Source organism: Flavobacterium aeripolare, assembly GCF_013294025.1.
Lineage (GTDB): Bacteria > Bacteroidota > Bacteroidia > Flavobacteriales > Flavobacteriaceae > Flavobacterium.
This window is the reverse complement of record NZ_JABSNL010000005.1, coordinates 114,780-130,015: the sequence shown is the minus strand read 5'-3', so window position 1 is coordinate 130,015 and position 15,236 is coordinate 114,780. Positions and strand designations below refer to the sequence as shown.

Genomic DNA, 15,236 nt, shown 5'->3' with positions numbered 1-15,236 from the left:
ATGAAGCCCACTTTCTTATTTAAAACACATTTTATTTATATTTGATAACCATAAAACCAATCCCAAATGAAATTCCCAACTGTCCTGTTGTTCTTGCTATCCTGCTATTGTTTTGCACAAAAAAACAAAATTTATGATACTACTTTCGAAAAAGGAAATGGCAATCAAACTGCTACTTACAATGAAACCATAGCATATTATAATCTCCTAGCGAAAGATTTTAAAACTATTTCTATTCAAGAAATGGGACTCACAGACAGCGGAGAACCACTTCACATTGTTACTTATAGCGCTAATGGTGATTTTGATTTTGATTCTGTTCGAAAAGATAAAGCAATAATTTTAATAAACAATGGTATTCATCCCGGAGAACCTGACGGAATCGATGCAACAATGCAGCTGTATCGCGACTTAGCACTAGGCAAAATCGCGATACCCTCAAATGTTGTGCTGGTTACGATTCCGGTATACAATATAGGGGGCGCTCTCAACCGCAACAGTACAACAAGAGTAAATCAAGATGGTCCGGAGAGCTACGGGTTTAGAGGAAATGCACGCAATTATGACTTAAACCGAGACTTTATAAAATCAGATACTCGCAATACCGAAAGTTTTGCTACGATTTTTCAGCTTTTAAAGCCTGATGTATTTATCGACAATCACGTTAGCAACGGTGCAGATTATCAATATAAATTAACCTACATAATGACGCAGCAAAACAAAATAGGCACTATTCTAGGGGATTTTATGGACAAAGAGATGAATACTGCCATAGTTAAAGATTTAGAAAAAAAGCAACTACCCATGACACCTTATGTAAACGCTTTTAGCGACACACCTGATAGCGGATTTATGCAGTTTTACGATAGTCCACGCTATTCAACTGGCTACGCCTCGCTATTTAACACCATTGGTTATGTGGTTGAGACCCATATGTTAAAAAAGTATGATGAAAGAGTCCATGCAACCTATGAGTTCATGCATACAATGCTGACATACACGAATGATAATTATAAGAAAATAAAAGAAAAAAGAGCGGCAAACGAATCGTTATATAAATCAGGATCAAAATATGCCCTTAGTTACAAAATCGATAGTACAGCGGTGACGCAATTTGATTTTCTAGGTTACGAAGGTGCCTACAAAAACAGTGATGTAACTACGGGTAAAAGGCTGTATTATGACCGAGCAAAAACATATAAAAAAACCATCCCCTACTTAAAAAATTACCTAGCTGTAGCAGCAGTGACAATTCCAAAAGCGTATATTATTCCTAAAGGATACTGGAATATTATTGCATTACTAAAAAATAATGGCATCGTCGTAAACAAATTATTAAAAGAAACAAAAGTCCCTGTAGAAAGCTATAAAATAGATAATTACAACACTACAAACACGCCTTATGAAGGGCATTATCTACACCGCAACACCACGGTTAAATTAACAATTGAAACACGCACATTTAATGAAGGTGACTACATCGTCTCAACAGATCAAGCCGGTGTGAAATATTTACTAGAAACGCTGGAACCCGCTGCAGTTGATTCCTTTTTTAACTGGAATTTCTTTGATACCATATTACAGCAAAAGGAAGGCTATTCTGAATATGTTTTTGAAGATACCGCCACAAAGATATTACTAGACAACCCGGAGATAAAGGAAGCATTTGAAGCTAAAAAAGATAAGGATACCGCTTTTGCGAAAGATGCTCCTGCTCAACTAGACTGGATTTATAAAAACTCTATGCATTATGAAAAGGCACATTTGCAGTACCCCATTTATCGCATGAGATAAACAGCAATATAAAAATAAAAAAACGGACAAATGATTTGTAAACATTTGTCCGTTTTTCATGGTAATCCCTATTTTATAACATAAGTATTACAAAGAAGTAGAAATTTCATCTTCTTCTTCAAATAGCAATTTAATATTCTCGTACGAGTTCTTTAAGATCTCTGGAACATCTTCAGGTTTAAACCAAGCCACCTTCTCGATACCTTCCTCTAATTGCCCTTGAGGAGTACCTTCAAAGTCGGAATGCATTTCAAACCAGTGGGTTACTTTAAGTTTATAAACATCATTACGCTTAAAAACATGATAGGTTTTTTGGAGTTTTTTTACAATTCTCAATTTGTTTACTCCAGTCTCCTCCTCTACCTCTCGCATGGCGGTATCCTCAATTTCCTCTCCTTTTTCGATTCCGCCTTTAGGTAGATCCCATTTGCCGTTTCTAAAAATAAAGAGAATTTGTCCTTTTTTATTATACACTAAGCCACCGCCTGCTTTATTCACAGGAATTTTTGTCTTCAAAGTCTTCATAATTTCCTTATCATCGGGATGATATAAACAGGCCTTCTGAATTTTATTTTGAAACATTTTTACGATAAGCTGTTTGATATCAATGCTTTCTAACAAAAACAATTGAAAATCTGTCTCTTTTGAAATTTTATTTGTCAAAAAAAGTGGTTTGTCGTTCACAAAAACTTTATACATTTGTACTATGATTTTTAATAAAGATACTGCCGAAAAAACAGCCGAATTGCTTTTGCAAATAAATGCAATTAAATTGAATCCAGGAAATCCTTTTACATGGGCTTCTGGATGGAAATCACCTATTTATTGTGATAACAGGCTAATACTCTCATTTCCACCAATAAGAAATTATGTGCGAGATGCATTTTCTAAACATATTGAAAAACAATTTGGTAAGCCAGATGTAATTGCCGGTGTTGCCACTGGAGCAATAGGAATTGGTATGCTAGTTGCAGAGAGTATGGGGTTGCCATTTGTATATGTGCGCCCAGAAGCAAAAAAACACGGTCGTCAAAATCAAGTTGAAGGCTTTTTACAAAAAGGACAAAACGTGGTTATTGTAGAAGACTTGATTAGTACTGGTGGTAGTAGCTTGAACGCTGTAGAAGCCTTACGTGCTGCTGGAGCAAACATTAAAGGGATGGCTGCAATATTTACTTATGGCTTTGATATTTCTACACAAAATTTCAAAGATGCTAATGTCGATTTATTCACTTTAAGTAATTATGAAAATTTATTAAACTTGGCTGTAGCCAAAAGTTACATTACCGAAAAAGAAGAAACAACACTAAGAGAATGGAGTGTAAACCCATCTACTTGGAACAACGAAATAAAATAAAAAATACAAATATGAACTTAGAAAGCCCAAAAGTAACTGTTCAAAAATCAGCTCAAGATTTATTTACACTATTAACAGATGTGAAAAATTTTGAACAATTGATGCCTGAGAATATTGCTAAATTTGAAGTTATAGGTGAAGATGCCTTTATTTTTGGATTGAAAGGAATGCCTGAGATCAAACTAAAAATGAAAGATAAAGTATCTCCTAGTAAAATAGTTCTTGGAGCTGCTAGTGACAAACTTCCTTTTACATTAGTAACTAATATCGAGTCTGTATCTGACGCTACAAGCGCAGTGAAATTAGACTTTGAAGGTGACTTTAATCCTATGATGGCTATGATGATCAAAGGGCCTATTGGAAAATTCATTGAAACACTAGCAACAAATATGGGTAAACTTTAATACACTTATACCTTTATAAAAAAGTCCTTTAAATTTATTTTTAAAGGACTTTTTAGTTAATACAACATTTGGATTTCTTTAATATTATAAGTCACAATAGAGTCATCTTCTAGCAAGATTTCTAATTTCCCTTGCATAGAGACTCCTTTAATAATTCCCATGAATCGCTTCCCTTCTGGCAATTCAAATGGCATAGGCAGGTTCTTTTTAAAGAGCAATTGCAAATAGTCCCTCCACAATGAATCTGGATTTGTTTTAAGAACAATCATAGCATCCTTTAACTCTTTAACTATCGAAAGTAATACTGATTGTTTATCAAATTCTTGTTTAGCGATAACAGCTAGAGAAGACCCTTTAGGAAGGTTTTCAAAATTGGTTTGGTTAATATTGAGTCCAATACCCACCACTGAATTAACTGAACCGTCAATCTTGATACTATTTTCGATTAAAATACCGCCAATTTTGTAATTATATGACATAATGTCGTTTGGCCATTTTATAGATAATTCAGGGATTTTAAAAAATTGTAATGCCCTAATTACAGCAAGAGCCACAGCAATGTTCAAGGTGTAAATTTGGTTTAAATCCAGTAAAACATCTTTAATAAGAACACTCATTGTTAGGTTCTTACCCTTTTCGGCTTGCCATACAGACCCCATTTGCCCCTTTCCTTTTGTTTGCATTTCGGCAGTTACAACGGTAAAATTTTCAACAAACTGCTTATTGGCTAAGCCCTTAAGGAAATCGTTTGTTGAATCTATGGCATCGAGTTTGATTAGTTTCATTGACTATATTTTGTGCAACAGAATTTAATATTTTGTTAAGGGTCAAAAATAATCACAAAAAATGGTAACTTTACCAACTTATATAAAAATTTTTCATGGCAAAAAAGACAATTAATAATGATGACTTACTAGCAAACATCATTAAGGGAATAGAAGAAGTAAAAGGAAATGACATTAGCATTCTAGACTTAAGAGAAATTGATACGGCCGTTTGTGACTATTACGTAATTTGTAATGGTAATTCTAATACACAAGTAAACGCAATTGTAAACTCTATCCAAAAAATCGTTTCGAAAGAATTAAAAGACAAACCATGGCATGTTGAGGGATCCGACAATGCTGAATGGGTTCTTATGGATTACGTAAACATCGTAGTTCACGTATTTCAACAACAAATTAGAGAATATTACAATATTGAAAGTTTGTGGGGTGATGCTAAGATCACTACAATCGAAAACAAATACTAAAGAAAAACACAAGTAATGGCTAAAGATAATAATCCAAACCCTAATAAGTTTAAAGTAAGTCCGTGGCTAGTTTACACTGCTATTTTACTAATCTTTTTATTTATTAGCTTTATAACTGGTGGTTCAAGTTTACAAGAACCTTCCCAGTTGAGCTCTTCTAAATTCAATACGTACCTAGAACAAGGACAAATTGAAAAAGTAATAGTTTATAATAAATTAGAAGCCGAAGTTTTTTTAAAAGCAGATGCTTTAAAACTAAAAGAACACGCAAAGGTTTCTAAAGATTTATTTGACAATACTAACAAAGGTCCACAATATACCTTTGACATTGGTAATGATCAAATATTTCAAACTAAATTAGAGAAAGCAGTAGCTGAAGGAAAATTGAAAGATTTTAGTTTTCAAGCAAAAAGTAACTGGTCTGACTTATTCATTACACTTTTACCAATAATTATTATTGTAGGTGTATGGTTATTTATCATGCGAAAAATGTCTGGCGGAGGTGCTGGAGGTGGTGGTCAAATATTTAACATCGGGAAATCGAAAGCTAAATTATTTGATGAAAAAACCGATATCAAAACTACGTTTAAAGATGTAGCTGGATTAGAAGGTGCTAAAGAGGAAATACAAGAGATTGTAGAGTTCTTAAAAAACCCTGAAAAATACACTAACCTTGGAGGTAAAATCCCAAAAGGAGCCTTACTTGTAGGTCCTCCTGGAACTGGTAAGACATTATTAGCAAAAGCCGTTGCTGGAGAAGCACAAGTACCTTTCTTTTCATTGTCAGGTTCTGACTTCGTTGAAATGTTTGTAGGTGTAGGAGCTTCAAGAGTTCGTGACTTATTTAAGCAAGCAAAAGAAAAATCTCCTGCTATTATCTTTATTGATGAGATTGACGCTGTAGGTAGAGCGAGAGGAAAAAGTAATATGTCTGGCGGAAATGATGAAAGAGAAAACACTCTTAATCAATTATTGACAGAAATGGACGGTTTTGGTACTAACTCTAATGTAATCGTACTTGCTGCAACAAACAGAGCTGATGTTTTAGACAAAGCTTTAATGCGTGCAGGTCGTTTTGACAGACAGATTTTCGTTGACTTACCAGATATTCGTGAGCGTGCTGAAATTTTCAAAGTACACTTAGCTCCATTGAAAAAAGTAGAAGGATTAGACCTTGACTTTTTAGCAAAGCAAACTCCAGGATTCTCAGGAGCAGATATTGCAAATCTTTGTAATGAAGCAGCATTGATTGCAGCCCGTTATAATAAAACTGCGGTAGACAAACAAGATTTCTTAGATGCTGTAGATAGAATCGTAGGTGGATTAGAAAAGAAAAATAAAATCATTAGCCCAGAGGAAAAGAAAGCAATCGCTATTCATGAAGCTGGTCACGCAACTGTAAGTTGGATGCTAGAGCATGCAGCACCCTTAATTAAAGTAACTATTGTGCCTCGTGGACAAAGTTTAGGAGCAGCATGGTACTTACCAGAAGAGCGCCAAATTGTACGTCCAGACCAAATGCTAGACGAAATGTGTGCAACAATGGGTGGTAGAGCTGCAGAAAAAGTAACTTTTGACCGTATTTCTACAGGAGCTTTAAGTGATTTAGAAAAAGTTACTAAGCAAGCGAGAGCCATGGTGACTATTTATGGATTGAATGATAAGATCGGAAATGTTACTTATTATGACTCTACGGGTCAAGGTGATTACAACTTTTCAAAACCTTATTCTGACGAAACAGCAAGAGTTATCGATAATGAAATCTCATTACTAATTGAGGGTCAATATCAAAGAGCGATTACTATACTAGAAGAAAACAAAGATAAGTTGAATCAATTAGCAGATATATTAATCGAAAAAGAAGTAATCTTCAAAGACGATTTAGAAGCTATTTTTGGTAAACGAACATTCGATGCTAATTTAGAACCAGTAGTATCGTAATTACTTACATAGACTAAAAAAAATTAAAATCTTAATTCAAAATTGACTTTTTGAATTAAGATTTTTTTATCTTTGGACGTTTCAAACAATATGTAAAGTACCACCATAATATATGAGTCTTTTTAGTAAATTTTTTGGTTCTAGTAGTTCGGCCGCAGATGAGGAGAAAGTGAGAGAAGAGCAAGAAACTTCAAACATTAGCAACATGTCTATAGATGAACAATTTACCTATCATTTTAAGAAGAATGGTGGTAAATTTTTGTACTGTGAAAACATGGACGAACTGAAAGAGCAGTTTGAAAACATACTGGAAGAGAACGACTGGTTTGAAAGCCAAGTGCTGTGCTACGATCCTAAATTATTTGGATTATTAGACGAAAACAAATTAAGATACGGAATGACATCCAACACAAAATTTTTGTTTTCTACTTGTGAAAATTTAATTGCCGAAGAAGGTTCTGTACTTTTTTCTTCAAAACAAATTAAGCAACACAAACCAAACGAACTACCAACTAACATTGTAGTTTACGCAACCACAAGTCAGATGCTGGGTACAAAAAGCGACGGACTTACTGCTATAAAAAAGAAATACGAAAGAGATTTCCCTACTAACATAACAGCAATTAAATATTTTGAAAAAGCAAAAGAGGAAGACTTCACACATTACGGAAGTTCTCCAAAGAATCTTTATTTATTGCTTTTAGAAGACCTTTAAAATGAATGAAACTTTAAAGAGATCTATATCGGGAGCCGTTTATATTGTCTTATTAATCGCTTCAATCTTATATTCTACTGATAGTTTTTTTATTCTGTTCGGGATATTTTTACTTATAGCAACTTTTGAGTTCTGTAACTTGGTACAAATTAATAAAATAATTCCTGTGCTTCTTTCTGCAGGATGCTTTAGTTTGTTTTACATGATATCTTCAGCTAGGGATGGAATTTTATTCGATCTACGTTTTAGTAAGAACTTTGACCTATCTGTATTATTCTTTACCCTATTTGTATTTATAAAATGCATCCATTTCCTATTCGATAATAAAGCCGTTAAAATAGATTCGTTTTCTAAGTATGTGTACTTACTAGGTTACATAATTTTACCGTTTATTATAATCACAAAAATCCCTTTTGGAAAAGACGGTTATAATCCTAAAATACTAATAAGCATCTTTATATTAATTTGGACGAACGATACATTTGCCTACATCGTGGGGAAATCTATTGGTAGGACTAAATTATTTGAAAGAATCTCACCTAAAAAGACTATCGAGGGATTCTTTGGAGGTGTCGTATTTGCAGTAGTGGTGAGCTACGTAATTGCTAAATATTACATAGAAATAGCTGAATCGAATATTTACATCTGGATTATAATTGCCATCATTGTTGGTTTCTTTGGAACGATAGGTGATTTAATAGAATCAAAGTTTAAACGAGTAGCTGGCGTTAAAGACAGCGGAAAAATAATGCCTGGACATGGAGGTGTACTAGATCGACTAGATAGTGTTATATTTGTAGCACCAATTGTATTTTTATTTTATCAAATTTTAAATTATGTTTCATAGAGAAGGAATTAAAACAATTTTATTTGGCTCAATTTTCACAACAGCCGTATTGTTATTATCTGATAAATTTATCACGTTAATTTGGCTGCAAAAAACAGTTCAAATTGCCGCATTTATCATTTTAGTTATTATTTTACAGTTTTTTAGAAATCCTAAAAGAACTGCCATCCTTAGTGAAACAGAAATACTGGCTCCAGTAGACGGGAAAGTTGTAGTAATCGAAGAAGTATTTGAAGCAGAATATTTTAAAGACAAACGCATACAAATCTCTATATTCATGTCGCCTATTAACGTACATGTGACACGTTATGGATTGAGCGGTCTGGTAAAATTTAGTAAGTACCATCCAGGTAAATTTTTGGTTGCATGGCATCCAAAAGCGAGTGAAGAAAATGAAAGAACAACCGTTGTAATTGAAAACCCAAATTTTGGTCAGGTATTGTACCGTCAAATTGCAGGTGCTCTAGCACGTCGTATTGTAAATTATGCAAAAGAAGGCATGCAAGTTGTGCAAGGAACAGATGCTGGTTTTATTAAATTTGGTTCAAGGGTAGATATCTTTTTACCATTAGGAACACCAGTGAATGTTGTGCTGAATCAAAAAGCAATAGGTGGAAAAACAATTATTGCAACTAAGGCATAATGAACACAAATGATATAGATCTTCAGTTTCAAAAAGCTGTCGAAAGTGCCTCAGCGATGACGCAAGCATCATTGCCACAAGACGTCCAGTTGCGTTTATATGCATACTATAAGCAATCTACACTTGGTACTGTCGAGATACGACAAACCACTTCGTACCATTTAAGAGATGCTTTTAAAACAAATGCTTGGATGCAAATTAGCCATATGTCAGCTATGGAAGCTAAACAGGAATATATAGCAATCATTAATAGCATATTAAAAAATAATAAGGGAAATGAAAAATAATGTCGTGTTTGCAAGTGCGTTTACAGCAGTAACTTTACTTTTTTCTTGTCAAGATAAAAAGTTCACAGAAGTTGTTGAAGTTCCACTACCTACTGCACAAGAAAAAGTTTCTATAGGATATCCAGAAGATGTCAAAGCAAAAGAAGGATCGTTTCAAGTTGATAAACTAGCCTATGCTTATGATGCTTTGTCTCCTACAGTATCACCACTGACTTTAGAGACGCATTATTCTAAACATTATTTATCAGATACTAATGGTTTAAATGCAGCGATTGCTGGTACTCCATATCAAAACCAATCAATTGTAGACATTTTGTCTAAATTAGATATTAGAGATACAGAACTTCGCAACGATGCTGGTGGTTACTACAACCATAGTTTATACTTTAAATCTATGGCTCCTGAAACAGGCGGGACACCTACAGATACAATTGCAGGAACTATCGATCGTGACTTTGGGTCTTTTGCTAATTTTAAATCAGCTTTTAAAGCTGAGGCTTCTAGCCAAGTAGGATCAGCATGGACGTTTTTAATCGTTGATAGATACGGAAAATTAAGAATTACAAGTACGCAAAATCAAGACAACCCTTTAATGCGAAATGCAGCTGTGCCTGGAACACCTATTTTAGCACTTGATTTGTGGGAGCATGCTTATTATTTGGGTTACCAATATCGTAGAAAAAATTATATTGATTCTTTCTTTAATGTAATTAATTGGAAACAAATTAATGAAAATTATGAGGAAGCATTACGCAAGAAATACAAATAGGAATGCCATTATAAATTAAAAAAATGCTGATGTAACATATCGTTATCATCAGCATTTTTTTTTGTTCGAATGCGAGTTGCCTATAGTTTATAAATAAAAGATTGTAGCGGCGCTACCGTGACTTTTAAAATCCCCTCACCCTTAGCAATACTCAATTCTCCTTTAGTATGCAGCGATAACTGATCTAATACTTCGTATTTACCGTCAGCTATATTCCATTGTGCTATAACAGCTTTTGGTATTACAACATTAAAACTACTTGTATTTTCGGCAGAAAAGTTACTGACGATAATTAACTTCTCATTATCTGACCATCTTGTAAAAGCATAAATTGTCTTTGCTAATATATCCTTATTTTGGCTTCCCTCAATTTCTAAAGCCGAATAGCTCCCCATCAAGGCATCACTTGTGCGTGAAAAACTCAGCAATGTTTTGTAAAAAATTCTAAGCTCTTTCTCTTTTGGCGATAAGCCGCCACCATCAAATTTACCATTATTCATCCATCGCTGGTGATTAGGTACTCCCACATAATCAAAAATAGAGGTTCGAGTAGCGGTACCATACCCACTATTTTCAAGAGCAGCCTCCCCTACTTCTTGTCCAAAATAAATCATTGTAGGCGCACTACTTATTGTTGTTGAAACAACCATTAAAGGCTTACCATTCTCGGCAGATCCAGCAAAAGCGTCATTTGCTAGTCTTTGTTCATCATGATTATCAAGAAAATGAAGCATGTGATGTTCTATATCAGCCATGTCCTTTTGTATCATAGTTAAATCTGCAGTATTTGCCGTGCCTTGCGTAATAGCCTTTAATTTATCATAGGTTGCTACTTTATCATATAAGTAGTCCATTTTACCTAACTGAATATAATTGCGATATTGCTCTGGCTGATACACTTCTGCAACTAAAAAAGCATTTGGATTTGCTCTTTTGATAGCAGAATTCATATAGCTCCAAAATTCATAAGGCACCATCTCTGCCATGTCATATCTAAAACCATCTACGCCTTTAGCAGTCCAATATAGCGCAATGTCTCGAAACTTAACCCAAGAATTAGGGACATCTTTCCCTTTCCAGAAAGCGTAATGCATTGCCGTAGATTTGCTTGCATAATCAGCAAGGAGTTCAGGAAAATCCTTTGTGCCATCAGGGCGCACACCATAATTGATCTTAACCGTTTCATACCAATCATTTTTATCCGGCTTGGCTAATTTAGATCCATTACCAGTCCATTTTGCTGGAATCTCAGTAAACTTACCATCACTTAAAGGGTTACTTTCACCGTTTAATGGTTTAACCGTGTCTGGAACTTCAAATTCTGAATTTGGGATATAATAAAAATTATTGTCTCTTTTATAGGCAACAGAAGTGTCATCGCTAGCACCGAAATCTTCAACACCCTCGGGATTATTTTTACCTTCATATTTACGTGCAATATGGTTGGGTACAATATCAATAATTACCTTCATACCTGATTTGTGCGTTCGTTCTATTAGCGCCTCAAACTCTTGCATTCGGTTTTCAGGGTTTACAGCCAAATCTGGATCTACATTGTAATAGTCTTTTACGGCATAAGGAGAACCCGCACGGCCTTTTACAACATCAGGATCGTCATTAGAAATTCCGTATTTTGTATAATCTGCAATCACCGCATGATGTGGCACTCCAGTGTACCAAATATAATCGACACCTAAATCTTTTATTTCGCGCAAAGCGACATCAGTAAAATCATCAAACTTACCTACTCCATTTTCTTCAATAGTTCCCCAAGGTTTATTGGTCGTATTTTTATTCCCAAAAAGTCTCGTAAAAACTTGGTACACTACAACTTTTTTCTCGTGTTTATGATCTTGATTTGTTACTTCATTTGCAAGTTGGCTAGTTTTACACGAACTAACAATAATTGCAAAGGTGACTGCTGTAAAAGCTATTTTATTTCTCATTGTTTCTATTTTAAATAACCACAACCTTGTCATTAAACAAGGTAGTAATCTAATTTACTGTAAAATATGCAAATTTGCAGTATAACATGTACTGCTACACTCACAAATACTATTAAAAACCCTACTACAACGTGAGAGTTCCTTTGAATGTTAATAATATTATTTGATCATAAATTTAGATTACTTCATCCTATTCCCAATCTATAAATAAATGCTAATATCGATTAGGATTGTTTCCTTTTTCTTAAATTTGACAAAAAATAAATCCATTGAATAAATATCTATTCTTAATAGGCTGTTTCTTGTTGCTTTTTTGTTCGAAATCAACTTTTGCGCAAGCGCCAAAAAAAATAATTGTTGAACATGCTGATTATGGTGAGACAAATACCGAAGATATGCCAGAAGGTGCTTATCTAAACGGCAACGTTAAAATTAACCATGACGGCATGATCCTGACCTGTAATAAAGCCTACTTTTTTAAGAAGGAAAACTACATCAAGGCTTTTGGTAACGTGCAGTTAGTTCAAGGAGACACCTTATTTCTAAACAGTAAATATGCTGAATACAACGGAAACATGAAGCGAGCTTTTGCGTCTGGAGATGCTTACATGAGCTCCCCTGATGCTACGCTTACCACAGACACCATAAATTTTGATAGAAACACCCAAGAAGCTTATTATAATTCCCTGGGAACAATCGTCAATAAAGACAATACGCTTAAATCAAAATCTGGACGCTATTACGTGGAGCAAAAGAAATTTCAGTTTTTGACTGCCGTGACTATTACTAACCCACAATACGTTATAAAGTCTAATCACTTAGATTATTACAGTAACTCTGGGCATTCTTATCTATTAGGACCATCGACGATTACTAGTAAAAACAACTACATCTACACCGAGAAAGGTTTCTATGACACAAAGAAAAATCTAGCGCACTTTCTTAGAAAATCATACATAAAATATGACGACCGATTAATCGAAGGTGATAGTTTATATTATGATCGAAATAGGGAGTTTGCATCTGCTACGCGCAATGTAAAAATTACAGATTCTATAAACCGCGCTATTATCAAAGGCCACTATGGGGAAGTTTATAAAAAGAAGGACTCGATGTTTGTTACTAAACGAGCACTTGCAATAAACTTTGTAGACAACGACTCTGTTTATATTCACGGTAAACGTTTAATGGTTACTGGTAAAGAAGGTGATCGAATTATTAGAGCATACAATAATGTACGTTTTTTAAAGAAAGACATGAGTGGAAAATGCGACAGTATTCATTCAAGCTCAAAGAATTCGTTAACAAAGTTGATAGGAAATCCTATCCTGTGGAATGGTGAGAACCAAATTACAGGTGATGTGATTCACTTAATTGGTAATAACACTACAAAAAAAATAGATTCCCTCAAGGTGCTCAATAATACTTTTTTAGTTTCTAAAGATACACTAGGAACAGGGTTTAATCAGGTAAAAGGACTAAACTTATATGGAAAATTCTTAGACGGAAAATTGCATGACGTAGACATTGTAAAAAATGCAGAAGTTATTTTCTATATGCGTAACAATGAAAACGAACTTATAGGGATTAATAAGAATATTAGTAGTAGAATCAATATGATTCTCGATAATAACGCTATTGAAACTATCACCTTCTTTAAGCAAGTAGATGGTGATATCTATCCCGAAGCTGACCTTCCTGAAAATGCGAGAAAATTACGAGGATTAGTATGGAGAGCTGACGAGCGCATTTTTAAGAAAGAAGATTTATTTACTGAGGAGGAAAATGAGTACAACGATAAAATGATCGATGCTGCTAAGAAGGATGAAGTAGATAAAAACGTCCCATTAAAGGTGAGAAAAGAGACCTTAAATTACGACAAGAAGAAACCAAAAATAAAATAATATTTTCTTGTATTGCTGTCTATTAAGTTTAAAACAGCATAATTCACTTTAATTTAATTAGGCACACTAAGCCAACAGATTAAAACAATCAACTATTGAAAACAGATTTTATAAAATACCAAGCGCAAACTTCTCCCTACCCATTAGCTATGGAAGTTTCTTACGCAAAGGGATCCTATATTTACGACACAAACAATAAAAAATTTTTGGATTTTGTAGCCGGAGTTTCTGCATGTACACTAGGACATCAGCCAGCTCGCGTAAACCAAGCCATAAAAGATCAACTTGATAAATATTCACATGTCATGGTTTATGGCGAATATTCGCAAAGTCCAGCTGTTGCCTATTGCAAATTATTAGCATCTCTCTTGCCCGCTCCTTTAGAAAAAACCTACATGGTAAATTCAGGAACAGAAGCTATCGAAGGCGCATTAAAACTAGCCAGAAGGGTTACTGGTCGTAGCCAATTAATATCTTGCCATAATGCCTACCACGGGAATACGATGGGGTCATTAAGTGTGATGGGATTTGAAGAAAGAAAACAAGTGTTTCGTCCATTGATTCCTGATGTGGATTTTATTACCTTTAATAATGAAGCTGATCTAGAGAGGATTACGACAAAAACTGCTGGAGTATTACTTGAAACAATTCAAGGAGGCGCTGGTTTTATCCAACCTGAAAACGGTTTTCTCGAAAAAATAAAAGCAAGATGTACTGCTGTAGGAGCACTTTTAATATTAGACGAAATCCAACCTGGTTTTGGTAGGACAGGAGCGCTTTTTGGTTTCCAAAATTACAATGTAGTTCCAGATATTCTCGTTATGGGAAAAGGAATGGCAAGCGGAATGCCCGTAGGTGCTTTTACCGCCTCAAGTGAAATGATGGACTTGCTGAGCGACAACCCTAAGCTAGGCCACATTACAACCTTTGGTGGTCACCCTGTCATCGCGTCAGCATGTTTAACTACTTTGCAAGAATTAACTGAAACTGATTTGATCCCACAAACATTAGAGAAGGAAAAATTGTTCCGTACTCTTTTGGTACATCCTTTGATTAAGGAAGTAAGAGGTAAAGGACTGATGCTTGCTGCCATGACGGAGACGGCTGACATAACAAATGAGGTCATTTTAAAATGCCAAGATAAAGGACTGATATTGTTCTGGTTATTATTTGAGGGCTGTGCGATTAGAATTACACCTCCTTTGACTATTTCGAATCAAGAAATTGAAGAAGGATGTGCCATTATAAAAGAAGTAATGGATGAAATCTTAGCATCAAAATAGGTCCACGAAGCCAACACTATTTTTACACCACACTATTGTTAATTAAATTGTTCACAACAATTTTGTTTTTTTCAAGCAGCAATAGTTATGATAC

15 protein-coding genes are annotated in these 15,236 nt (G+C 34.6%); 12 read left to right on the top strand and 3 right to left on the bottom strand.

From position 1 onward, the window contains the following. Positions 1-66 precede the first annotated feature (66 nt). Positions 67-1,794, top strand: a complete 1,728-nt coding sequence (locus tag HNQ00_RS07765; RefSeq protein ID WP_173837761.1) for a M14 family metallopeptidase — start codon at positions 67-69, stop codon at positions 1,792-1,794. Positions 1,795-1,881: 87 nt separating this feature from the next. On the opposite strand, the gene HNQ00_RS07760 is transcribed toward HNQ00_RS07765, so the two are convergent. After that, positions 1,882-2,493, bottom strand: coding sequence for an NUDIX hydrolase (locus tag HNQ00_RS07760; RefSeq protein ID WP_173837760.1), 612 nt, complete (start codon positions 2,491-2,493; stop codon positions 1,882-1,884). 7 nt (positions 2,494-2,500) lie between these two features. On the opposite strand from HNQ00_RS07760, the gene pyrE reads away from it, so the two are divergent. After that, positions 2,501-3,151 carry an orotate phosphoribosyltransferase gene (pyrE, locus tag HNQ00_RS07755; protein WP_173837759.1) on the top strand — a complete coding sequence of 217 codons (651 nt, stop codon included), beginning with the start codon at positions 2,501-2,503 and terminating at the stop codon, positions 3,149-3,151. 11 nt (positions 3,152-3,162) lie between these two features. Next, positions 3,163-3,555, top strand: coding sequence for an SRPBCC family protein (locus tag HNQ00_RS07750; RefSeq protein WP_173837758.1), 393 nt, complete (start codon positions 3,163-3,165; stop codon positions 3,553-3,555). A 56-nt stretch (positions 3,556-3,611) separates the two neighbouring features. Here the strand turns inward: HNQ00_RS07750 and HNQ00_RS07745 are convergent, their stop codons facing one another. Then, a complete protein-coding gene (locus HNQ00_RS07745; protein WP_173837757.1) occupies positions 3,612-4,340 on the bottom strand; it encodes a biotin--[acetyl-CoA-carboxylase] ligase in 729 nt (242 codons plus the stop codon). Positions 4,341-4,435: 95 nt separating this feature from the next. Between HNQ00_RS07745 and rsfS the strand changes: the two genes are divergently transcribed. The 7 genes from rsfS (at position 4,436) to HNQ00_RS07710 (ending at position 10,009) form a co-directional block, all read left to right on the top strand. After that, positions 4,436-4,807, top strand: a complete 372-nt coding sequence (gene rsfS, locus HNQ00_RS07740; protein WP_026709434.1) for a ribosome silencing factor — start codon at positions 4,436-4,438, stop codon at positions 4,805-4,807. 15 nt (positions 4,808-4,822) lie between these two features. After that, positions 4,823-6,748 (top strand): ATP-dependent zinc metalloprotease FtsH, encoded by a 1,926-nt coding sequence (gene ftsH, locus HNQ00_RS07735; protein WP_173837756.1) that lies wholly within the window; start codon positions 4,823-4,825, stop codon positions 6,746-6,748. A 112-nt stretch (positions 6,749-6,860) separates the two neighbouring features. After that, complete coding sequence (locus HNQ00_RS07730; protein WP_173837755.1) at positions 6,861-7,463, top strand: lactate utilization protein B/C; 603 nt, start codon at positions 6,861-6,863, stop codon at positions 7,461-7,463. 1 nt (position 7,464) lies between these two features. Then, entirely contained in the window at positions 7,465-8,310 is an 846-nt protein-coding gene (locus HNQ00_RS07725) for a phosphatidate cytidylyltransferase (protein ID WP_173837754.1), read from the top strand. Beyond that, positions 8,300-8,953 carry a phosphatidylserine decarboxylase family protein gene (locus HNQ00_RS07720; protein ID WP_173837753.1) on the top strand — a complete coding sequence of 218 codons (654 nt, stop codon included), beginning with the start codon at positions 8,300-8,302 and terminating at the stop codon, positions 8,951-8,953. The genes HNQ00_RS07725 and HNQ00_RS07720 overlap by 11 nt, the downstream gene beginning before the upstream one ends. Next, positions 8,953-9,240 carry an acyl-CoA-binding protein gene (locus tag HNQ00_RS07715; protein ID WP_173837752.1) on the top strand — a complete coding sequence of 96 codons (288 nt, stop codon included), beginning with the start codon at positions 8,953-8,955 and terminating at the stop codon, positions 9,238-9,240. The genes HNQ00_RS07720 and HNQ00_RS07715 overlap by 1 nt, the downstream gene beginning before the upstream one ends. Then, positions 9,230-10,009 (top strand): superoxide dismutase, encoded by a 780-nt coding sequence (locus HNQ00_RS07710; RefSeq protein ID WP_173837751.1) that lies wholly within the window; start codon positions 9,230-9,232, stop codon positions 10,007-10,009. Before HNQ00_RS07715 ends, HNQ00_RS07710 begins: the two co-directional genes overlap by 11 nt. A gap of 80 nt (positions 10,010-10,089) precedes the next feature. Here HNQ00_RS07710 and HNQ00_RS07705 read toward each other — a convergent pair whose 3' ends face one another. Then, positions 10,090-11,955, bottom strand: coding sequence for an alpha-amylase family glycosyl hydrolase (locus tag HNQ00_RS07705; protein ID WP_173837750.1), 1,866 nt, complete (start codon positions 11,953-11,955; stop codon positions 10,090-10,092). Between the two features lie 269 nt (positions 11,956-12,224). Between HNQ00_RS07705 and HNQ00_RS07700 the strand changes: the two genes are divergently transcribed. Both HNQ00_RS07700 and HNQ00_RS07695 read left to right on the top strand, forming a co-directional pair. Beyond that, complete coding sequence (locus HNQ00_RS07700; RefSeq protein ID WP_371738987.1) at positions 12,225-13,859, top strand: OstA-like protein; 1,635 nt, start codon at positions 12,225-12,227, stop codon at positions 13,857-13,859. A 95-nt stretch (positions 13,860-13,954) separates the two neighbouring features. Further along, positions 13,955-15,142: an aspartate aminotransferase family protein gene (locus HNQ00_RS07695; protein WP_173837749.1), complete on the top strand. Its 1,188-nt coding sequence runs from the start codon at positions 13,955-13,957 to the stop codon at positions 15,140-15,142. Positions 15,143-15,236 lie beyond the last annotated feature (94 nt).

Coding starts and splice junctions, on each gene's coding strand:
- HNQ00_RS07765 (WP_173837761.1), top strand. CDS start 67: ATGAAATTCCCAACTGTCCTGTTGTTCTTGCTATCCTGCTATTGTTTT.
- HNQ00_RS07760 (WP_173837760.1), bottom strand. CDS start 2,493: ATGTATAAAGTTTTTGTGAACGACAAACCACTTTTTTTGACAAATAAA.
- pyrE (WP_173837759.1), top strand. CDS start 2,501: ATGATTTTTAATAAAGATACTGCCGAAAAAACAGCCGAATTGCTTTTG.
- HNQ00_RS07750 (WP_173837758.1), top strand. CDS start 3,163: ATGAACTTAGAAAGCCCAAAAGTAACTGTTCAAAAATCAGCTCAAGAT.
- HNQ00_RS07745 (WP_173837757.1), bottom strand. CDS start 4,340: ATGAAACTAATCAAACTCGATGCCATAGATTCAACAAACGATTTCCTT.
- rsfS (WP_026709434.1), top strand. CDS start 4,436: ATGGCAAAAAAGACAATTAATAATGATGACTTACTAGCAAACATCATT.
- ftsH (WP_173837756.1), top strand. CDS start 4,823: ATGGCTAAAGATAATAATCCAAACCCTAATAAGTTTAAAGTAAGTCCG.
- HNQ00_RS07730 (WP_173837755.1), top strand. CDS start 6,861: ATGAGTCTTTTTAGTAAATTTTTTGGTTCTAGTAGTTCGGCCGCAGAT.
- HNQ00_RS07725 (WP_173837754.1), top strand. CDS start 7,465: ATGAATGAAACTTTAAAGAGATCTATATCGGGAGCCGTTTATATTGTC.
- HNQ00_RS07720 (WP_173837753.1), top strand. CDS start 8,300: ATGTTTCATAGAGAAGGAATTAAAACAATTTTATTTGGCTCAATTTTC.
- HNQ00_RS07715 (WP_173837752.1), top strand. CDS start 8,953: ATGAACACAAATGATATAGATCTTCAGTTTCAAAAAGCTGTCGAAAGT.
- HNQ00_RS07710 (WP_173837751.1), top strand. CDS start 9,230: ATGAAAAATAATGTCGTGTTTGCAAGTGCGTTTACAGCAGTAACTTTA.
- HNQ00_RS07705 (WP_173837750.1), bottom strand. CDS start 11,955: ATGAGAAATAAAATAGCTTTTACAGCAGTCACCTTTGCAATTATTGTT.